The sequence below is a fragment of the Puniceicoccaceae bacterium genome (assembly GCA_040224245.1).
In the GTDB taxonomy this organism is placed as follows: domain Bacteria; phylum Verrucomicrobiota; class Verrucomicrobiia; order Opitutales; family JAFGAQ01; genus JAKSBQ01.
Genome location: JBEGIR010000014.1, coordinates 1 through 20272, shown reverse-complemented (window position 1 = coordinate 20272; position 20272 = coordinate 1). Strand labels below are relative to the sequence as shown.

The window sequence follows — 20272 nt, the reverse complement described above, 5'->3', positions numbered from 1 at the left end:
AGGATCATTCAAATTTTACTCTTGAACCCCGTCATCGATGAAAATACGTTTAAATTGGCTGGGTCCTATGCAACATGACTCCAGTGAACTCCGCCAGGTCCGGAAGGAAGCAACGGTAGCTCGGAAGCATGGGTGCAGTAGGGTGCCTGGCCACCTTTTTTACTGTAAGTTTACTGTAGGTGCTGCACTTACAGGTTTTGTGGGTTGGTGAGCGTCGGGTGATCGGTATTCTGGTTTGACGCACTGGAAAGCCAGAGGTTCGAAAAAAAATTATGGGAGCAGAATGGTTGAACATCATCGCCGCTGCAGGAACAGGAGCGGCAACAGCCATCATTCTTTTCCGATGGATCTTTTCGGGAAGTCTGAAACAGGAACGTACCCGGAATGATATCGCGTGCCAGCGCCTGCTGTCCGATGCTGAAATCGCAGCCAAACGCATTCGCGATGATGCTGAATATGACATCAAACGCCATCGCCGCGATGTTGAACTGCGTGAACAGGAGCTTCAAAAAAGCCTCGAGCGGCTCGCACAGGAAAGCCAGCGCCAACAAAGCATTGAAATGGAGCTACAGATCCGCGAAGCCGCGCTGGCGCAGCAGAAAACAGAACTCGAAGAACTCAAGAGCAGCTACCTGAACCGTTTGCAGGAGGTCGGTTCGCTCAATCAGGATGCACTCAAGGCCGAACTCATCTCCCAGATTGAATCCACCTGTGAGCAGGAGCTGAAAACCCTGCAGCAAAACCTGCGCGACCAAACCGACAGAGAGATTGAATCCATGGCGCGTGAAATGCTCATCACCGCCATGCAGCGCGTCAGCACCACGCCTGCTACCGAAGCAACCGCTACCATTGTCGATCTTCCAAGTGAAGACATGAAAGGACGCATAATTGGTCGAGAGGGACGCAACATCCGAAGTTTCGAAGCCGTGACAGGCACAACGCTGATGATTGATGAAACCCCGGACTCCGTTCTGATCTCCGCTTTTGACCCCGTAAAACGTGAAATTGCGCGTACGGCACTGGAATCCCTGCTCAAGGATGGACGAATCCACCCTTCCACGATCGAAGCCGCCCACGAAAGAGCAAAAACGGATATCCTGAAAAATGTTCAATCGCTGGGTGAGGAGGCCATGACCCGCCTGAAGCTCAAACCCGCCCATTCTGAAATCCTCAAGCTACTGGGACAGCTCCACTTTCGCCTTTCACTCAATCAAAACTCACTCGAACACTCCATTGAGGTCGCCTACATCGCCTCCATGCTCGCATCGGAGCTGGGTCTCGACCCGGTCATTGCGAAGAGGGCAGCCCTCTTTCACGACATCGGAAAGGCCATTGATCATGAGTTCGAGGGAAGCCATGCCCTGATTGCAGGCAAGATGTTGCGACGCTACAATGAAGACCCCCGAGTGGTCAACGCAGTGGAAGCCAGCCACGAAGAAGTGCCGCCCGAATCGATATACGCACCGCTGGTCACGATTGCAGACCGGATCAGCGCTATGCGCCCTGGCGCAAGAAGCGACTCCCTCGACAGCTATGTGGACCGGGTGAAAACTCTTGAGCGGATCGCCAAGGGATTTGAGGGGGTAAAAGACGCATTTGCCCTGCAAGCTGGCCGCGAAATCCGTATCATCGTTGAACCCAGCCAACTGACTGATCAGGATTCACGCGAACTCGCGCGAAGCATCAGCCGTGAAATCGAGAGTTCCATGAATTACCCTTCAACCATAAAAATTACTGTTATCCGCGAACAGCGTTTCTGCGCAACTGCCAAATAACTCTCAGGCACCTCCGCCACATTTCTCCTCCCCTCCTTGCTCCGATTCTTCCAGTCCTTCATGCACTCACACAAGTCCCGCTGCTCTAGCGTGTTGTGGACCCTCGCCATTGCGTGCTGGATGATCGGAAATCACTTCACATTACTTTTACCTCGCGAACCCTCAGTCCACCCAAGGGCATGGACTCAACTTGCATCAGGGTGGTGCAGCTGGGTAGCTCATGCGATCTGGTTGTCACAAATCGACGCCGGACGTAAACCCCGACTTGCCGACATACACACAGTGCTGTCCTGTTGTCCGTCCAACCGGTTTTTCCGCATCCAATCTGCCGGGATCATCGCATTCAGCCGATCTGATTTCATGACCAATCCCACGTCCGATTCAAATGCATCACCGGGCAAGCAAGCTCTCGCCATTCTCCAGGACGGATTGAGCCGCGATCCGGATGGAGCCGCTCACTATCATTACGAAATCGCAAAACTGCAGTTACTGCTCTTCCGTGATCGCAACGCAGCGATCAAATCCTTCCGGCGCGCCAGCCAAGCACCCGCGCCTGCCTTCAGTCCAGCAATGCCGCATCGACCGAAATCGGTAGCGTCACCGTATTGTGAGCCGGAGCCTTCACCGTGAGACTGCCGCTGCCTACGTTCAGTCCGGTAAACTGCACATGCATGGAACGCTGGCCCGCAGCAATGGAAACCGGTTCGAACTCAAGAAGAGTTGCATCAGAGATTTCCATTTGGAGAGGCATGCCCTCGGGTGGTGCATCCTGATCGATGGTGAATACCACAGTGACAGTCTCTCCTGCATTCATCCGCAATCGAGACGGCATCGCCCTGAGTTCACTGAAATCCACGCGAAATCGAGCGATCGGGATGATGCCGCCCGAAGTTTCAACCGCAACCGGATATTCAGTACCAGCCGCCACCGCAGGAACGATAAAACTCAACTGATTGTCTGACAAAAACCGGGTTTCCAAGGTGCGACCCCCGAACTGGATGCGATCCGTATCGCGAAATCCTTTTCCCAGCACTGCCACAGAAGCACCAGGTTTTGCACGCGAACTCTCCAACTCAACCACGTAGCGATTCGTAAGCCGCAAATCAAAGATTTCACTCTTGGTCACCACCTCCCCACGGGGATCCAGCAATTCAAAATAGTACCTCGCCCGGTTGCTTCCCGAGGGAACTGAATAGTCAAAGGTGTAAATGTTGGGTTTGCCCGGTACCTGCCGCATGGAGTAGGTTTCTCCGCCAATCACCACGCGGGTCCCCCCGATCTGGCGGGAAGCGGCTTCACCATCCAGCATGAGGGACATGGTGTAAATGCCCGACGGATTGGTGGGCATGAGTTGAGGGGTGAGGTTGACCCATCGCGGCCCCAGGGTGCCGCATCCTGCCAACAGCGCGCACAGGGAGGCAATCCCAACCAGCTTCAAGCGTCCGAAATTCATAATTTGCGTTGTTGGCAACTTTACATCAGGTTCGACTGTTGATTTCAAACCTTTTGCTTCAACAGTTTCCATGAACCTAGATCGTCAGACCGAAGCATCCGCACTCGGGCTTAGCGAAAGCAACGCAGATGCAACATTGCACTGCGAGGGTCTGCAGCTGGGACTCTATGTGCATGTGCCCTTTTGTGCCACTTCGTGTAATTTCTGTGCATTCGTTCAGGGAAAACCGGACCGGATTCGAATCCGACGTTATCTGGAGGCCATCAGCAATGAGTGGAATCACCGTTTTCAAGCGTCTCAACCGCAGTTTTCGACCGTTTTCTGGGGCGGTGGAACACCGGGACTCTTACTGCCAAAAGACCTCGAACACCTGGCACAGGCAACCGTGCTTCGGGCTGACCGGACAGCACTCAGGGAATGGACCGTGGAGATGGCACCCGCCACGGTGACCCCAAGCAAACTCCGCATGCTTCGAGAGATGGGAGTGACCCGCATTTCCATGGGTGTGCAGACATTTGACGATGCAACCCTGCGCATCATGGATCGCTTTCACTCCGTTGCGCAAATCCACCGGGCATGGGACTGGATTTGCGAAGCAGGCTTTTCCAGTCGAAACATTGACATGATCATTGCTTATCCCGGACAAAAACCGGAGGCGTTGATGGACGACCTGCAGAAGGCAATCCATCTGGATCCTGACCACATTTCCACCTACTGCTTGACCTTCGAAGAGGATACTCCGCTCTACGCAAAACTGATGCAGGGGATCTACAAAATCGACCTCGAGGCGGAAGCAGAACTCTACCGACTGACCTGGCAATTTCTCGAATCCAATGGCTATGCCCAGTATGAGATTTCAAACTTCGCACGCCCCGGACACGCCTCGATCCACAACTGCAACACCTGGCAAATGCAGGAATGGGTCGGACTGGGACCCTCGGCCGCATCCCAATACAATGGCCAGCGATGGTCCAACCACCCCGATTTTGCTACCTGGGAGTCCGGTTGCCTCAACGCACGATTGAACACGGTCGACCCGCAAGAGCTGACTCCCTCTCTGTTGCTCTGTGACAGCTTGATCTTCGGACTTCGCATGAATGCGGGAGTGGACCTCACGGCATTGAGTTCACGCTTTGCACCCCTGACAACCGAACGCTGGAAATCGCTGTTTGATCGCCTTGTAGAAGAGGGTCTTGCAGAACAACACGGCACTTGTCTTCGCCTGACTCTCAACGGCCGGCTGCTTGCCGATGCCATCGCCGTCGAAATCCTCGAACGCTCCTGAGCAAAGCGAGCAGCAATCCCGCACGCTTAATGCTCATGAACCTGCCGATTGCAGCAAAAGGCTGACGTGGTACACCAGAGCAAAAATGACCACCGCGATTGCCACCCACTTAAGGGGGATCGGTTTTTTCTCAATCAGGTCGTTTTTGCCCGGTTCCTTCACCACATCCTCAGGGTTGGTAGATGGACATCAGCGTGCTTCCGATCTCGGAGGGGGTCGGTGCCACTGCAATGCCTGCATCCTTCAGTGCGGCGATCTTGGATTCTGCACTTCCACTGCTACCCGAAACAATGGCTCCCGCATGCCCCATGCGACGCCCTGGAGGAGCCGTGGTGCCTGCAATAAACGCAGCTACGGGTTTTTTAACATGGTCTTTGATGTAGGCAGCCGCAGCTTCCTCTGCAGTTCCGCCAATTTCTCCGATCATGATAATCGCATCCGTCTCAGGATCCTCATTAAAGAGTTTGATCACATCGAGGTGACTTGTGCCGTTGATGGGATCTCCGCCAATGCCCACGCAGGTCGACTGGCCATGCCCAAGAACAGTCGTTTGATACATCGCTTCATACGTCAACGTGCCAGATCGACTGACAACACCGATGCGACCGGGCTTGGCGATGTATCCCGGCATGATGCCGATGTTGCACTGCCCCGGAGTCATGATGCCCGGACAATTGGGTCCGATCAGGCGCGTCTTGCTCTGCTGCAATGCCTTTTTGACAAAGGCCATGTCTTTGACCGGAATTCCCTCGGTGATGCAAACCACCAGCTCGATGCCTGCATCAATGGCTTCGAGAATTCCGTCAGCTGCAAATGCCGGCGGTACAAATATCACTGACGTATTCGCGCCCTCCTTCTCCACCGCCTCGCGCACGGTGTTGAACACGGGAACCTTTTCTTCAAAACGCTGTCCGCCCTTTCCCGGAGTCACCGCAGCGACATAACGGGTTCCATACGCCATGTTGTTGATCGCGTGCTTGGACCCGGCTTTGCCTGTGATTCCCTGACCAACGACTCGAGTTTGTTTACCAACTAGGATACTCATGATGTTTGAACTTATGCAGGATTCGCGATGGGGTTGACCAGCTCCACAATCTTGCGAGCCGCGTCGCTGAGGTCATCTGCCGAAGTCAGACGGATGCCGCTCGATTCAAGCAGCGACTTGCCTTCTGCCACTTCATTGCCTTCGAGACGAACAACCAGTGGGATATCGAGGTGCACGTCTTTCGCTGCAGCGATGACTCCCTCCGCAATCGTCTTGCAACTCATGATTCCTCCAAAAATATTCACCAGAATGCCCTTTACCTTCGAATCTTTTAGAATGATGCGGAAGGCCTGGGTGACCTGGTCCCGATTTGCACCTCCTCCAACATCAAGGAAGTTGGCGGGTTCACCACCAAAATGCTTAATGATGTCCATGGTGGCCATGGCCAAACCTGCTCCGTTGACCAGACAAGCAATATTTCCATCCAAAGCCACATAACTCAGGCCATGCTTTGACGCCTCAACCTCCTTCGGATCCTCTTCGTCGAAATCCCGGAGTTGTTGAATATCCTCATGCCGAAACAGCGCATTGTCCTCAAAATTCACCTTCGCATCAAGTGCATGCAGATCCCCATCTCCTGTAATGACAAGCGGATTGATTTCGACCAGCGAGCAATCCTTGTCCATGAAAAACCGGTATAGATTCTTGAGCAGCACATCCGCCTGCTTGGCCAGTGCTCCCTCAAACCCCATGCCAAACACAAACTGTCTCACATGGTAGGGCTGAATGCCGACCCCCGGATCGATGCAAATCTTGAGGATCTTCTCAGGGGTTTCTTCCGCAACCTTTTCAATGTCAACTCCTCCCTCACGAGAGGCAATCACGACCGGACTGGAACTCTCCCGGTCCATCACCACTGCAAGGTAAAACTCGTCACGGATTTCTGCAGCTTCCGTAAAATACACGGTCTTGACGACACGACCAGCAGGTCCCGTCTGCACGGTTACCAGCGTATTCCCAAGCATGCGCTGTGCAATTTCTGCCGCCTCGGCACGGCTTGCAGCCACTTTAACCCCTCCCTGATAACCATCAGAAAATGTTCCTTTTCCACGTCCTCCAGCGTGAATCTGAGCCTTTACAACAACCTTCCCTTCTGGGAAATCATTGAGAGCTTGCTGGATCTGACTGGCATCCTGAACGGCAACTCCGGTTCCCGTATTGATACCATACTGGCTAAAAAGTTTTTTCGCCTGGTACTCGTGGACATTCATGAGTAAGTCCTAATAAAAGGACACCGTGCAAGTCCATTGTAAAAGCCGGATTTGAGGCCTTGTATTCAGCTTAAATAAATCTCGGAATGCTTCGATTAGAAACACTTATGTCAGCTTGACAGAAGCTTCGACTCTGTCCGGGAAAGCACTTCGCGAATGAGTTTCTCGAATTGTTCGAGCTTGATCGGTTTCTCCGCCCATCCGTCGATCGCAACCGTGTCCCACTCGCCTTTTGCATCCCGATACAGGGAAGCGGTCATCACCACAATTCGGGGTTGACGCTCGGCTGGCAACTCGGCGCGAATCCAGCGGGTTGCAGTTATGCCATCCATCACTGGCATCTGTGCGTCCATCAGCACAAGCGGATAGTGCCGCTCCGTCAGGAGTTCTGTTGCAATTTTGCCGTTGTCTGCGACATCGGAATCAAACCCGATGCGCTTCAACATCATCTGGGCAACCTTTTGGTTCACCGGATTGTCTTCGACAATCAATATCAATTCAGAACTCATGACTGGATTTGCGGGACACGAAAAACTAAATAAAGCCATTCCGATGCGACTCATGGAAAGGTTTCATCCAGTTGCCACAGCAGTTAATCGACGAAGCAACAGGGATATTAAGTCATTTTGACGAAAAATTTGCCTCGGCTGGTGCACGGCAAGGGATGCATGCTCGTTAGAAACCCTCTCGAGGATCGCCTCTATGTCTCCTCGCCGTCCGCTGTGCTTGCCAGGCTGCAGCAACATTTTGGCCACCACAACATCGCTCACACCCCTGCGCGCTGCGTCAGCAAGCGCAACTTCCAGCAATGGATCTGCAAATGCAAAAGCCTCACCTTCGCGCCGTTCCATGGATGCAGCAACCACACGCTCCGCGATGCCCTCGGGCAGCTGCCGCCTCACTTCGTCGGCTACCCAATCCCGCAGACGAGCTACCGCTTCGACTGGACTGCCATGATCGACAATGATGACTTCCGCTCCCCGCAGCTCACGTTCCTGAATGATGCGCAACACGGCACTGGCCATGAGATGCGGAATGGAACCTTCACTCCGTTCGCAGGGATCCACCAGGGCTGGAGCCATGCTCACATCGACATCCGGACGCCGGTTTGCGAAGGTCGCAGCAGCGGATGCGATTTTCCGGTAAATTATTCCTTCTCCCACCATCAGGAGTGGAAGGATCCGGAGGTGTTTCAGCGATTTTGCTTCTTCCAGTGAATGCAGTGTCGGGACCAGCAGCGGCACCGCCTCGCCGTTGAGCTTGGCCAGAGGAATACGGTCGCTGTGCGCCAACGAAACCGCCATTACGCTTTTTCCTGACTTGAATGCAAGGGTTGAAGCCAGCTTTCGCGTAAACAATGCAGCATGGTCCCGTATGGAACCATTATCCACCAGCAAACACAGTTCAGATACAGCAGTCATCAGTACTCCATTGAAAAGCAGTAGCCATGCTTGCTTACTCAACACAACAACGCTTGTGTTTCAACCATGTCCTATCAGGCTACAGACATTCATGGCACCACGCGTCTGCGCCCCGATCACGCACAAATGGTTCGCATCGTGAACGAATTGTACGCCGCACCGCCCGATGTATTTGAGGAGGTGACCATGACCCACAGTTCGGGCACCAGCATCTCGCTCTATGCCAATGGCACTGCCGTTCTCGATGAACCCGAGCAAACCCACTATGCGCTATTGAAGGATCTCAGCCGCTCTGAACAACTCACCTTGTGGCTGCAAATTGCTGCGGGGAACCTGCGCGCCATTCGTCGACTGGATTGGATTCCACAGGGAAGCGAACCCGAACATTAATCGACAAGAAATTCCGGTCGTATGGAATTGCCTACGATTCCATTTGCGCCCGGTCAAATCCGAGAACATCTCCAATGATGACAATCGACGGAGCACCGAGCTGCAACCGTTGCACGTCCCGGGGCAAATCCACCAGTATGCCCCGGTGCTGTCGCTCCCGAGGCGTGCTGACCCACTCCACTACGGCCACTGGTGTTTCCGGAGATTTGCCAGCCTGCAGCAGCTCTCGCACAATGTCCGGGAGGTGCTTCATGCCCATGTAGATCACCAGCGTCGAATGGGTGACCACCACATCGTTCCAGTTGATGCGCGGTCGGTGCTTGAGAGGATCTTCATGTCCTGTCACAAACAGCAACGTCGACGCACGTTCACGGTGCGTCAGAGGTTGCTCCAAACTTGCTGCCGCAGCGATGCCAGCCGTCACCCCTGGAATGACTTCAAACGGAATGCCCTGCTCGCGCAGCACAACAATCTCTTCACCGCCCCTTCCAAAAACCAGGGGATCTCCTCCCTTCAATCGCACCACGTTTTTGCCTTCATTGGCCAGTCGAACCATCAGTTCATTAATGCGAAACTGCTCCATCGAGTGCATGCCGCTGCGTTTTCCCACGCAGATTTGTTCACAGCCCGGCTTGGCCCAGGTGAGTAACCGGTCATCGACCAGATAGTCGAAGAGAAGGGAATCGCAGGATTCAATACGACTCCTGCCTTTGACCGTGATCAGATCAGGATCCCCGGGACCCGCCCCCACAATGGAGACAAATCCTTTGGACAAATGCTTTGGGTTCGAACTCATGAAAAATGAATGCTTCTGAAATGAGTCGCTCCTCGCATGGAACGCAAGCCTGGATCAAATCGTGCGGCGATTCGGAAATCTGCTATCCGGTCGTTGCCTTACAAGCGTTGTTAAAACTTTGAGCGAGCGGTCAGTCCGTGGTTGACGATGCGAACAATGGCAACACATTTTACGCACTTATGCCCAGCAAGAGGAAAATCATTCCCGATAATGCTCCATTCAGTCCGCAGGAGGCGGAATGGCTGGATCATTTTTTCACCCAGATGTCGCATGAACAGGCGACTTGGCTCAATGGTTTTGTGTCGGGCTTTCAGGCGCTTCAACTGACGGGCACTTCTACCCGCACACCGTTGTCTGCACTGGACGCTTCAAAATCGCAACCGAACAACCGCACATCGACGCAAACTGCCGCATCCTTTGAGAAGCCGAAGCTCACCATTCTTTATGGTTCAGAATCTGGAAATGCCGAAGGCCTTGCAGCTGAAGCCAAAAAACTGGCGGGGAAGCGGAACCTGAAGCCCACCTTATTGGATATGGCGGACTCTCATCCATCAGAGCTGGCGAGGGAAAGCAATCTTCTGGTATATGTCTCGACCTGGGGTGAAGGTGATCCGCCGGAGCGTGCGACAACATTCTACCAGCAACTCATGGCCGACGACGCGCCCAAACTGGACGGACTCCAGTTCGCCGTGCTGGGGCTGGGTGACACCAGCTACGAGCAGTTCTGCAAAATGGGAAAAGATTTTGACCGCCGCCTCGAGGATCTGGGAGCTTCGCGCATCCACCCCCGCGTGGATTGTGATGTCGACTACGAGGATACTGCGGCCTCCTGGACAAAGGCTGTGCTCGATGCCTTCGAGGCAACCGCAGAACCCGGCCCCGACGCAGAGGTGGTGTTCGAAGTTCAGGAAGAACGCGCAACCGCTGCAACTCCGGCAAGTGCTGTCGTTTACGGCAAAAAAAACCCGTTCCCCTCCACTCTTACGGACCGGGTGGTGCTCAACGGCACCGGTTCCACCAAGGAAACCCTGCATCTCGAGCTGTCACTCGAGGGGTCGGGTCTGACTTATGAACCCGGAGACGCACTCGCCGTGCTGCCCGTCAACTGTGACGAAGTGGTCACCGACATCGTGCGAGCCGCAAACCTCAGCAACGAACAGACTGTAACCAACAAAAACGGAGAGTCCGTCGATTTGCATACCTTCATCATGACCGAATGCGACGCAACGGTCCTGAGCAAGGTGTTCCTGCAGAAATACCACGATCTTCATCCCAATGAAGAACTCGCGCGCCTGCTTCACCCCGACAACAAATCCGAGCTGCAGCAGTTCATCTGGGGCAGGGAGATTTTAGATGTTTTGATCGATTTCCCGATTCCCAATCTTTCGGCAGAAAATCTAACGGGCCTGCTCAGACGCCTGCCGCCACGCCTGTACTCGATCGCTTCGAGCATGAAGGCTGTCGGGGATGAGGTTCATCTGACAGTCGCTGCCGTTCGATACTACACTCACCGACGGCACCGCAAGGGTGTCTGCTCGACTTTCCTTGCAGATCGCGTGGATATCGGTGGCGAGCTGCCGGTCTACGTGCAGCCCAACAAGCATTTCAAGCTGCCATCAGACGGTGACACTCCCATCATCATGGTAGGTCCAGGTACAGGGATCGCCCCTTTTCGTGCGTTTCTTCAGGAGCGGCAGGCCGTGGAAGCCAAGGGCAGAAACTGGTTGTTTTTTGGTGACCAGCGTTTCTCGTATGACTTCCTCTATCAACTCGAGTGGCAGGATTTCCATAAGGACGGGATTCTCACCCGAATCGACACTGCCTTCTCGCGCGACACTCCAGAGAAGGTCTACGTGCAACATCGCATGCTGGAACAAGGCCGGGAACTCTACGCCTGGTTGCAGGAGGGTGCTTCCTTCTACGTCTGTGGAGATGCTTCCCGGATGGCCCATGATGTGCACCAGGCCCTGAAATCCGTTTTAATGGAACAGGGATCCATGAGCGAGGACAACGCCGATGCGTACCTCGAATCGATGAAAAAAGAAAAACGCTACCAACGCGATGTCTACTGATCCAAACAAACTTCACGCCAACGAGGGAATCAAAACCCGAAGCAACTACCTTCGTGGTACATTGGCGGAATCGATTCAGAATCCTCTCACGGGAGGCATTCCTGAAGAGGATGCGCAACTCACCAAATTTCACGGCTTCTACATTCAGGACGACCGCGATGTACGTGCGGAACGCCGCAAGAAGAAGCTCGAGAAAGCGCATTCGTTCATGATCCGCCTTCGCATCCCCGGAGGAGTCATCACACCCGAACAATGGATTGCAATCGACCGGATCGCCGATACCTGGGCAAACGGACAATTGCGTCTGACCACGCGGCAGACTTTCCAGTATCACGGCGTCATCAAGGGCAATCTCAAGCGCACGATTCAGGACATCAATAAGGCCTGCATCGATACCATCGCTGCGTGCGGTGACGTCAACCGCAACGTGATGTGCAACCCCAACCCATATCAGAGCCACCTTCACGCCGAGGTGCACAAATTGGCCGAGGCGATCAGCTCCCATCTGCTTCCACGCACCCGCGCCTACCATGAACTCTGGCTCGACGAAGAAAAGGTTAGCGGAGGTGCAGAGCCAGAGGAACCGCTCTATGGCGCTACCTATCTGCCTCGAAAATTCAAGGTGGTCATTGCAGTGCCACCCAGCAATGACGTGGATATCTACGCGCATGACCTCGGTTTTATCGCAATTGCCGACGACCAAGGTCAACTCGTTGGCTACAATGTTACTGTCGGTGGCGGTATGGGGATGACTCATGGCAGAGAGGACACCTTCCCACGACTCGCAGATTTGCTTGGATTTTGCACACCGGAACAGGCAGTGGATGTTGCCGAAAAGGTGATGACCACACAGCGTGATTTTGGAAATCGCTCGGATCGCGCGCAGGCTCGTCTCAAATACACCATCGAACGCATGGGTCTGGAGGCATTTCGGGCGGAGGTCGAACAGCGCCTGGGTTACCCGCTGCAAACCGCACGCGAATTTTCATTCGAAAGCAACGGTGATCGCTATGGTTGGACTCAGGGTGCGGATGGAAAACAACACCTGACGCTCTTCATTCAGAATGGTCGCATCAAGGATAGCGCAGATTATCCACTCAAAACAGGTCTGCTCGAAATCGCCAAAATCCACAAGGGGGATTTCCGCATGACCGCCAATCAAAATGTGATCATTGGTTGCGTTGCGCCCGAGGACAAACCTGCAATCGAGCAACTGATCAATCAGTACAAACTGTACAAGGGCTTGCACCAGACGGGCATGCGGCTCAGTTCCATGGCCTGTGTGGCGCTGCCGACCTGTGGCCTCGCGCTCGCGGAAAGCGAACGCTACCTGCCGGACGTGGTCACTCAGCTGGAGGAGATCATGAAAGAGCATGGACTGAGAGATGATTCGATCGTGATTCGCATGACGGGCTGCCCGAACGGCTGTGCCCGTCCGTATCTCGGCGAAATTGCCTTTGTGGGCAAGGCTCCTGGCGTTTACAACGTCTACCTGGGTGCAGCGTTCAACGGGAATCGTCTGAACAAGCTTTACCGGGATGCCGTGCCTCAGGATAACCTGGTTCCGCTGCTCCGGCCCATCCTGATTGACTACGCCACTCACCGAAAAAAGGGTGAGCATTTTGGAGATTTTGTAATCCGCGCAGGCTACGTGGCTCCCACTCGCAAGGGATCAGAGTTTCACAATGATGTGAAATACAAGGAATACATGATTTGATGCGTTCCCCCACCTAGGATTGTGAGAGGCAGAAGCCATCAGCTCTGCCTCATTCTTCCATAAGGAATTCTTGCGCAATGCTACCTGGGGTGCAGTGGTCAAAAATACATGACCCCATTTACCCCGAATTCTCGAGGGCTTGACCCCGTCATCAGACAGCACGAGCCAGGAAAAGCCTGCACGTTGTGGGGTAAATGGTCAGATCTGAAAGTCGGGCTGACCGGACAGTTCATGCAGTCCGCACTCACGCTTCACTCCCCCAAAACGCGTTGCCTCCTCTGAACCAGCGTCTGACAGTTTTGAAGTGCTGTGCCAGTCACCAACCGAAACATAGCCTTCTTCCCAGAGCGGGTGATAAGGAAGGTCATGTTTCGTCAGGTAGTGGTACACATCCTTTGCACTCCAGTCGATGATCGGATGCACTTTCACGACCTTGTTCTGCCGCACCATCACCTCAAGGTGTTCGCGTGTGCTCGATTGTTCCCGACGCAGTCCCGAAATCCAGGCGAGCGCATTGAGATCCACCACAGCGCGGTTCATCGGTTCCACCTTGTTCAGACGATTGTAGGCCTCGATCCCTTCTTTGCCGTCTTCCCATCGCTTGCCGTAGATGGCCTCCTGGTGGGCCGAGGTCATGCGCGGAACATAGGTCTGCAGATTGAGGTTTAGGCGCTCTCTGAGGACCTCAGCAAAGCGATAGGTTTCAGGGAAAAGATAACCCGTATCCACCCAGACCACTGGCAGATCCGGACGAATCGAAACTGCCATGTGCAGCATCACGGCAGATTGCACTCCAAAGCTGGTTGAGAGAAAGATGCGATCTCCAAAAAGGTTCAGCGCGCGTTCGAATCGACCAGTTGCTGGCAGATCTGCCAGTTCCTGATTCAAGGTGTTGATGTCGAGTTCCTCGACGTTGACTAAAGTTTGCATGATGTTGAGTTGCTAAAAAGTACCAAGTCCGAGGGGGAATCAACCTCCAAGCATAGATGCCTTTGCGTCGATTCCGAAAACAACAAAGGCAACCAGTCGAAACTGATTGCCTCTGCAAATTCGGTAGAGCTTCGATAAAAACCTTACTCACCCACCTGAAATCGGGCAAAACGCTTGATCAGCATATTTTCCCCGAGCAGGGCAATCTTTTCGGTCAAGAGATCCTGAATCGTCTGATCCGTATTCTTGACGTAAGATTGTTCCATCAAACAGTTTTCGGCGAAGTATTTGTTCAGCTTGCCTTCCACAATCTTCTGGATGGCTTGTGCGGGTTTGCCCTCGGCTTGCTCAGTTGCGATTTCGCGCTCCTTTTCAACCAATTCTTCGGGCACGTCGTCACGTTTCACATAAGTCGGGTTTGCTGCAGCGATGTGCATGCAGAGATCCCGGGCAAACTCCTTGAAACCCTCGTTTTTTGCGACAAAGTCGGACTCGCAATTGATTTCGATGAGCACGCCCACTTTTCCACCCAAGTGAATGTATGACTCGACCAAGCCTTCAGCGGCATTGCGACCGGAGCGCTTGGCTGCGTCGGCTACACCCATCTTGCGAAGAATGGTCGTTGCTTTTTCAAAATCTCCTCCGGCTTCCACGAGTGCTTTTTTGCAGTCCATCAGACCTGCACCCGTTTTTGCACGAAGTTCTCCTACTTGTTTTGCGTTAATCTGGCTCATGGCTCAATTCCTATCGTTCCTTTAGGGTCTTCTGCGATCATTGCCGAGCAAATTCGACCGCTGACACCAGGTTGTTACCTTGCTTACTCTTCTTCTTCTGAAGCAGCCTTCTTCTTTGTGGTCTTTGCTTTCTTGGCTGGTTTGCTCGCTTTTTTCTCAGCAACTTCCTCTTCTTCCGGCTGCTCGTCGGCTGCTTCTTCGACAACTGGAGCTTCTTCAGTCTCCTGCTCAACAGGTGCCTGCTCTGCCACTTCTTCAGCGACGGGAGCTTCTACGACAGGTGCTTCTTCGACAACGGGTGCCTCAACTGGCGCTTCGACAGGTGCAGCAGCACTGTCTCCAAACTCTTCATATCCCTCGGGAAGGGTAACTCCCGTTTCGTGCGACGGATCAACCTGTTCTTCACGAATGCGGGGAGTAAATCCGCGGGATTCCACAACCGTTGTGCGCCGCGCGAGACCATTTTGAACCGCCTCGCTGATCGTTTCCACAATCAAGCGGATCGACTTGACCGCATCGTCATTCCCCGGGATCGGGTAGTCCACCTGTGTCGGATCGGAGTTTGTGTCCACCAATCCCACAACCGGAATGCCAAGAATACGTGCTTCCGCAACCGCGATTTGCTCGTTTTTGATGTCGACAACAAACATTGCCGCCGGAAGTTCCTTAACCTCCTTCAATCCTTCAAAATTCCGGAACATGCGCTCCATCTGACGACGGATTGCCGCCGATTCTTTTCCGGGCAGCTTCGCCAGGCGACCATCGGTCTCCATTTCAAGAAACTTGTGGTACTTCGCCAGACTCGACTTGATGGTAACAAAATTTGTCAGGGTTCCACCCATCCAACGATTCACGGAAAACGGCATGTGTACGTTGACGGCCGCCTCGCGGATGATGTCCTTGGCCTGTTTTTTCGTTCCGACAAAGAGCACGTCCTTGCCCTTGGCAACCAATTCTTCAACGTACTGGGTTGCAATCTCGAGTTGCTCATACGTTTTCTCGAGGTCGATGATCGAAACACCGTGGCGGTGATCGTGGATAAACGGCTTTGAGCGCGGGTTCCAGCGGCGGATTTGGTGTCCAAAGTGAACACCGGCGTCAAGCAGGTCTCTTACAGTAATATTCATGGCTTCAAAGCTCCCGTGAATGGGAGAGAAATCGTTTTCTTATGGTGAGTGTTTTTGGTTATCAGTTTTCCCGGAAAGACTTCCGGTAAAATGGATAAAAGAACGGAGGCTAGCTTCCACTATAATGAAAGCAAGCCTCTTTTTATAAGGAATGTGTTTTTCCTGCCGTAGCCGAACTCACGATCACTGGATCACCAGTTCCACCAACCCGTTCCGTAGGCAATGCCAATGGGGCGGGAATAGAACGACTGGGACGACAAATTCCAATTCCAGCTCGCCTGGGGATTGCCAAGATTTGCAACGCCTGCAATCGAACCGTTTCGGAATAGGATGCTTAGCAGGGTTCCACCCGGATCCACCATTACCAGATCGTCCGTGCCGTCACCATTCACATCGGTTAATGCAACTGGTTTGTAGGGACTTGCGCTGTCGGAAGTCACACCAAATCCGAATCGTTCCATCGGATTTCCAACTGCCACGGCCTGCTGCAGTGCGCCCCCCGATGATTTCACAATGAAAAGCCCCCCTGAAGGGCCGACAAAGAGAAGCTCTCGCTTGCGGTCGCCATCAAAATCACCGGAACCAATCGACTTGATCGGAGAGTTCAGATCCGCAGTGGCACCACTCAGCCCAATGTCACGGGCGTTGACCAGCTTCTTGCTGTTTGCCAGTCCGTTCTCTGTGACAAATCCCACCTCAAAATTACCCTCACGGTCGATCACGATGAGATCCTCGGTTGAAGAGTTGCCCATGTCCATGAAGCCTACGGGCTTTTCCCACGAGTCCAGCCGTGGACTGATATCCCAGCCAAAGGTCTCGCGAGTGCGCATGTTTCCGATGTTGCCGCCAGTTGTGTAACCATCCTCGGTCATGAAAGTGACATAGAAGCCCCCATCCGGACGGATGTATACGGTGTCCATGCGCCCATTCCGGTTGAAATCCATCTGCCCGATCGGCTTGAAGCCACTGCGATCATCCGAATAGAGATCGAGGGACAACGTCACTCCCGGGTTACCCGCACTGCGATCCTCAAAAATGCGAGTCGATTCAAGGTAGAGTTTAAACACTTCACCCAATGGATTCAGGAACATCAACTCCGGTTGGCCAAAATCAAAGCCGCGTTCCTCAATGCGCTGAAATTTCCAGTTGAAGGACGCATCACCTGCCACGGCTGAAGTGAACACTTGCCCGAATCCATCCCGTCCAAGGTATTCTCCGGTCATCTGGTTCACCAGCCGCATTCCTGCACCCGCAGCACTGCCTTCAAGTTGCTCAAACCTCCAGTATTGCTGGGGTTGTCCGGAAAAGGGCTGCACGCTAACGGTTTCAGGAGCAGTCGCTTCCATCACCTGGTGGTTCCCCCGATTCTGGAGAAGGTAATACTGGTAACCGTCTCCAAAATTCCGCTCGGAGTGAAGAATGGTCCAGCGGTCCGTCAGGCGTGTTCCGTTGAGTTCGAGCACCTTGAGTTGTGTCTGCTCCATTCCAATCGCCTGATCATCCGTGCCAGTCGGGTGCAGCTTGTATTCTCCAAAGATGTATCCATTCGATTTCGCCCGCAACATGCCCCACGCTTCACCGGCCTTGAATCCTTCCTGCACCATCGAATGCGGCCCTCCCAAAGCCGTGGAAAGCGGATCAAACAATAGATCTGTCGAGAAGCAGGAAATGAGGCTCTGATCGAGCTTCAGGTGCAACTCATTCTCCAGAACAATGGGTTCCCGGATTCCGGCAATTACCATGCCCACGCCCGTATTGAGCGGTTGCGATGGGGTTCCGAGTCGATTTTGCAGAACCTGACCTCCCTGGCCAAACATGCGCAGCCCCCACAAATGAACCCCCAGAGAAATGCCCACGTTCACAAAACGATCATCGCTGCTCCAAATCAGATTGTTCTGAATAAGGGTGCCAGTGAAATCAGAGGTGATGGCAGGGTTACTGACGTCAAAGCAGTTGTAAAATCCATCAGGATTCACACCCAGGCAGAAATCATTGATCTTCACTGAGTGGTCCATCGTGATGCCGCCCCAACCTTCAACTCCGGCAAAAAGGATGTCGTTGCCCACCACGTGGGAACGCTGCCCGGTAACCATGCCGGGGTTGAAGATCACGATACCAACATCGGAAGGATCGACGATGTCGTTGTTGATGATCACACCATCTGAGCTGGCATTGCTGATTCCGTCGGTGAAAAACGACTCTTCAAGGTCGCGATTGGATGAGTAACAGGTGATCAAATTGTTGTCTATTTTTGAAAACCCCACACCGACTCCACCATCATGTCCGAGCGCATGAATCGAAGTCCACCCCGTCGAATCCGAAACCTTGCAAAAGGAAACTTCCGTAACCTGATCCCCCGTCAAGCCACCACGAACCAGAATGTTATGAGAGTCAAAAAAGCGTTCCTGTCGGGACAAATTTACGTTGCGCAGCGTCGGGTCATTCACCCGCAGTTGGCTCCGGCGCCCATCGACCCACACACCGATTAATCGGCCACCCGGCATGATTTCGATCATCGGTCTGGCAAACATGCCCGCACGCACTATGCGCCCCATTGCTCCATAGGCCTTGCGCACTCGGAAAATGCGATCCGTCGAACCACTATCATATGTTGCGAGCGTGACCCCGGCTGGAATGATAAGCGGTTGATGCGTGCGTACCAGTGCTCCACGTGAAAGAAATACCGTTTCTCCCGGCGAGGCCGCATCAAGAGCGGCCTGAAGCTGTGCACCCGTGATATTCCCAAGTCCACCAGTTCCGATGAGCGAACGTTCACTGGGTCCGGAATTCACCCACGAGTGGGGACGGGCACTTTTCACGGGACCAAGCAGAAGGTTGCGGAATTCCGCTGAGTTCATCATGTTGGATGCCACAGTCGCAACAGCTGCACTGCCGCCAAGCTGATTGGCTGCCGATGTCAGTTCCAACGCGCTGGGTTCGCGAAGCAGGATGCTGCGATATAGCACAAATGCTTTCTCAGTGGGGGTATAGCCCAGGCGGGAGAACTCCGTCGACTGCAACAGTGAAACAATCACGCTGCGGGCATTCTCCACACTGATGGATTCCGCTGTAAAACGGTACTCGTTTGCCACCCATTCTGCTGGTGTCGGGGTTCGACCAAGAATTTCGGTATAAACCTGGGCATAATACTGTGTGGGAGAGGCACTACCTTGCAGAAAACTCAGCAAGAAAAGGCCTGCCACTTTCCAGAAACAGGGGTAACGCGACATGGCAGATTCAGATTACATACATCAAAAAGCGGAACACCGTGAACTCCTCAAACCGAAATATCGCCCGTCGAAAAACGGGAGTTCGATCCGAAAAAACCACAATCAAACGGTTAATCCATACAGAAAGCCTCTCAAAAATCAAGCACGAGCGCTCGACTTCCGAACAACGCATGCGTCATCCCATGCCGCAACCCTGCACCGGTGTGCCATCATCACGATCCCATCGCGGCAAGGTTATCCTGAACCCGTTGTTGAAGTTCGGATTCCAGATCCTGCAGTTCTTCAGGATCACGTCCCAGAACATCACCAATATTGGCCAGTGTTTCCTTTGATTTCTCAAAGGGCGCGAGCAGCTCGGACCCCGCATCCCATTTGTCGTTGTAGAGTTCGGCCAGCTGCAAAATAGCCTTGAGGGATTTGCTTCCTTTCGAAAGTGAAGCATCCATCTCGGGACGGTGATGATACCGAAGCGCAGCCAGTATGTCTTCGTGCAAACCCCAATTTCGGCAAAACAATTCCCCCACAGCACAGTGATTGGTCTTCACCATTTTGTACTCCAGTTCCGTTATGCCAAAATACAACGGCAATGCCCGGTGGATGTGCTCCACATAGTCCCGGTTGTGGAGGGGGATGATCACCGCCCCCACGTCGTGAAAAAGCCCGAGTGTGTAAGCAAGATCTACCACCCTGCGCGCCAACAGGTTCGCAAGTTCCCGGCACAGCACAGCCACTCTCCGGGAGTGGTCCCAGAAGCCTTTATAAGGGTAGCCCACCTGCGACATGAAATCACTGAGAGTCACAGAAGTGAAACAGTTGCGAAACTCCTCAAATCCGATGGCCATCAGTGCCTCTTGCACCGAACCGAATTTTTGCCCGCGTGAATACATTGGAGAGCTGGCCAGCTTGAGCATTTTTGCCGACAAGCTGACATCCTGTGAGATCAGGTCTGCAACCACGTCAAAATTGACTTCTTCCGAACGAGCCAGTCGGTTGAGTTCGATCAGGACCTTGGGTTGGGCCTGCAGATTCACTTTTGCGAGAATTTTTTTCGCCTCATCCAGGCGTTCCTGCTCCTCCAGAGTCGTC

Annotated in this window: 16 protein-coding genes and 1 other RNA gene; 6 read left to right on the top strand and 11 right to left on the bottom strand. The window is 53.5% G+C overall.

Features of this window, described 5'->3' with window-relative positions; all coding sequences use genetic code 11:
* Nucleotides 1-56: 56 nt before the first annotated feature.
* Nucleotides 57-155: signal recognition particle sRNA small type (gene ffs / locus ABQ298_02010), an RNA gene on the top strand.
* 117 nt (nucleotides 156-272) lie between these two features.
* Nucleotides 273-1775, top strand: coding sequence for a ribonuclease Y (gene rny, locus ABQ298_02005; protein ID MEQ9823138.1), 1503 nt, complete (start codon nucleotides 273-275; stop codon nucleotides 1773-1775).
* A 559-nt stretch (nucleotides 1776-2334) separates the two neighbouring features.
* On the opposite strand, the gene ABQ298_02000 is transcribed toward rny, so the two are convergent.
* The gene (locus tag ABQ298_02000) at nucleotides 2335-3228 is read right to left on the bottom strand and encodes an IPT/TIG domain-containing protein (protein MEQ9823137.1); all 894 of its coding nucleotides are present in this window, start codon (nucleotides 3226-3228) and stop codon (nucleotides 2335-2337) included.
* A gap of 70 nt (nucleotides 3229-3298) precedes the next feature.
* Here ABQ298_02000 and hemW point away from each other — a divergent pair, with 70 nt between their 5' ends.
* Nucleotides 3299-4513, top strand: a complete 1215-nt coding sequence (hemW, locus tag ABQ298_01995; GenBank protein ID MEQ9823136.1) for a radical SAM family heme chaperone HemW — start codon at nucleotides 3299-3301, stop codon at nucleotides 4511-4513.
* A 169-nt stretch (nucleotides 4514-4682) separates the two neighbouring features.
* Here the strand turns inward: hemW and sucD are convergent, their stop codons facing one another.
* The 4 genes from sucD to ABQ298_01975 form a co-directional block, all read right to left on the bottom strand.
* Nucleotides 4683-5558, bottom strand: coding sequence for a succinate--CoA ligase subunit alpha (gene sucD, locus ABQ298_01990; GenBank protein ID MEQ9823135.1), 876 nt, complete (start codon nucleotides 5556-5558; stop codon nucleotides 4683-4685).
* A gap of 11 nt (nucleotides 5559-5569) precedes the next feature.
* On the bottom strand, nucleotides 5570-6769 hold the full coding sequence (gene sucC, locus ABQ298_01985; GenBank protein MEQ9823134.1) for an ADP-forming succinate--CoA ligase subunit beta: 1200 nt from the start codon (nucleotides 6767-6769) through the stop codon (nucleotides 5570-5572).
* Between the two features lie 110 nt (nucleotides 6770-6879).
* Complete coding sequence (locus tag ABQ298_01980; protein MEQ9823133.1) at nucleotides 6880-7278, bottom strand: response regulator; 399 nt, start codon at nucleotides 7276-7278, stop codon at nucleotides 6880-6882.
* 63 nt (nucleotides 7279-7341) lie between these two features.
* A complete protein-coding gene (locus tag ABQ298_01975) occupies nucleotides 7342-8190 on the bottom strand; it encodes a hypothetical protein (GenBank protein ID MEQ9823132.1) in 849 nt (282 codons plus the stop codon).
* 66 nt (nucleotides 8191-8256) lie between these two features.
* Here ABQ298_01975 and ABQ298_01970 point away from each other — a divergent pair, with 66 nt between their 5' ends.
* Nucleotides 8257-8580 carry a hypothetical protein gene (locus tag ABQ298_01970; protein MEQ9823131.1) on the top strand — a complete coding sequence of 108 codons (324 nt, stop codon included), beginning with the start codon at nucleotides 8257-8259 and terminating at the stop codon, nucleotides 8578-8580.
* A 31-nt stretch (nucleotides 8581-8611) separates the two neighbouring features.
* Here the strand turns inward: ABQ298_01970 and cobA are convergent, their stop codons facing one another.
* Entirely contained in the window at nucleotides 8612-9376 is a 765-nt protein-coding gene (cobA, locus tag ABQ298_01965; protein ID MEQ9823130.1) for a uroporphyrinogen-III C-methyltransferase, read from the bottom strand.
* 179 nt (nucleotides 9377-9555) lie between these two features.
* Between cobA and ABQ298_01960 the strand changes: the two genes are divergently transcribed.
* On the top strand, nucleotides 9556-11448 hold the full coding sequence (locus tag ABQ298_01960) for an assimilatory sulfite reductase (NADPH) flavoprotein subunit (GenBank protein MEQ9823129.1): 1893 nt from the start codon (nucleotides 9556-9558) through the stop codon (nucleotides 11446-11448).
* Nucleotides 11438-13165, top strand: a complete 1728-nt coding sequence (cysI, locus tag ABQ298_01955; GenBank protein ID MEQ9823128.1) for an assimilatory sulfite reductase (NADPH) hemoprotein subunit — start codon at nucleotides 11438-11440, stop codon at nucleotides 13163-13165. Before ABQ298_01960 ends, cysI begins: the two co-directional genes overlap by 11 nt.
* A gap of 198 nt (nucleotides 13166-13363) precedes the next feature.
* On the opposite strand, the gene ABQ298_01950 is transcribed toward cysI, so the two are convergent.
* From ABQ298_01950 to ABQ298_01930, 5 genes are all read right to left on the bottom strand, one after another.
* Entirely contained in the window at nucleotides 13364-14095 is a 732-nt protein-coding gene (locus tag ABQ298_01950) for a phosphoadenylyl-sulfate reductase (GenBank protein ID MEQ9823127.1), read from the bottom strand.
* A gap of 143 nt (nucleotides 14096-14238) precedes the next feature.
* Nucleotides 14239-14829 (bottom strand): translation elongation factor Ts, encoded by a 591-nt coding sequence (gene tsf, locus ABQ298_01945; GenBank protein MEQ9823126.1) that lies wholly within the window; start codon nucleotides 14827-14829, stop codon nucleotides 14239-14241.
* Between the two features lie 83 nt (nucleotides 14830-14912).
* Nucleotides 14913-15956: a 30S ribosomal protein S2 gene (gene rpsB / locus ABQ298_01940; protein MEQ9823125.1), complete on the bottom strand. Its 1044-nt coding sequence runs from the start codon at nucleotides 15954-15956 to the stop codon at nucleotides 14913-14915.
* Nucleotides 15957-16147: 191 nt separating this feature from the next.
* Nucleotides 16148-19186: a DUF4214 domain-containing protein gene (locus ABQ298_01935; GenBank protein MEQ9823124.1), complete on the bottom strand. Its 3039-nt coding sequence runs from the start codon at nucleotides 19184-19186 to the stop codon at nucleotides 16148-16150.
* A gap of 212 nt (nucleotides 19187-19398) precedes the next feature.
* On the bottom strand, nucleotides 19399-20272 hold an 874-nt coding region (locus ABQ298_01930; protein MEQ9823123.1), incomplete at its 5' end, for an HDOD domain-containing protein.

Excerpts from the sequence above, each read along its gene's own strand:
- ABQ298_01980 (MEQ9823133.1), bottom strand. The coding sequence starts at position 7,278 with ATGAGTTCTGAATTGATATTGATTGTCGAAGACAATCCGGTGAACCAA.
- hemW (MEQ9823136.1), top strand. The coding sequence starts at position 3,299 with ATGAACCTAGATCGTCAGACCGAAGCATCCGCACTCGGGCTTAGCGAA.
- cysI (MEQ9823128.1), top strand. The coding sequence starts at position 11,438 with ATGTCTACTGATCCAAACAAACTTCACGCCAACGAGGGAATCAAAACC.
- rpsB (MEQ9823125.1), bottom strand. The coding sequence starts at position 15,956 with ATGAATATTACTGTAAGAGACCTGCTTGACGCCGGTGTTCACTTTGGA.
- sucC (MEQ9823134.1), bottom strand. The coding sequence starts at position 6,769 with ATGAATGTCCACGAGTACCAGGCGAAAAAACTTTTTAGCCAGTATGGT.
- ABQ298_01975 (MEQ9823132.1), bottom strand. The coding sequence starts at position 8,190 with ATGACTGCTGTATCTGAACTGTGTTTGCTGGTGGATAATGGTTCCATA.
- ABQ298_01970 (MEQ9823131.1), top strand. The coding sequence starts at position 8,257 with ATGTCCTATCAGGCTACAGACATTCATGGCACCACGCGTCTGCGCCCC.
- ABQ298_01950 (MEQ9823127.1), bottom strand. The coding sequence starts at position 14,095 with ATGCAAACTTTAGTCAACGTCGAGGAACTCGACATCAACACCTTGAAT.
- ABQ298_01960 (MEQ9823129.1), top strand. The coding sequence starts at position 9,556 with ATGCCCAGCAAGAGGAAAATCATTCCCGATAATGCTCCATTCAGTCCG.
- tsf (MEQ9823126.1), bottom strand. The coding sequence starts at position 14,829 with ATGAGCCAGATTAACGCAAAACAAGTAGGAGAACTTCGTGCAAAAACG.
- ABQ298_01935 (MEQ9823124.1), bottom strand. The coding sequence starts at position 19,186 with ATGTCGCGTTACCCCTGTTTCTGGAAAGTGGCAGGCCTTTTCTTGCTG.
- cobA (MEQ9823130.1), bottom strand. The coding sequence starts at position 9,376 with ATGAGTTCGAACCCAAAGCATTTGTCCAAAGGATTTGTCTCCATTGTG.
- sucD (MEQ9823135.1), bottom strand. The coding sequence starts at position 5,558 with ATGAGTATCCTAGTTGGTAAACAAACTCGAGTCGTTGGTCAGGGAATC.
- rny (MEQ9823138.1), top strand. The coding sequence starts at position 273 with ATGGGAGCAGAATGGTTGAACATCATCGCCGCTGCAGGAACAGGAGCG.
- ABQ298_02000 (MEQ9823137.1), bottom strand. The coding sequence starts at position 3,228 with ATGAATTTCGGACGCTTGAAGCTGGTTGGGATTGCCTCCCTGTGCGCG.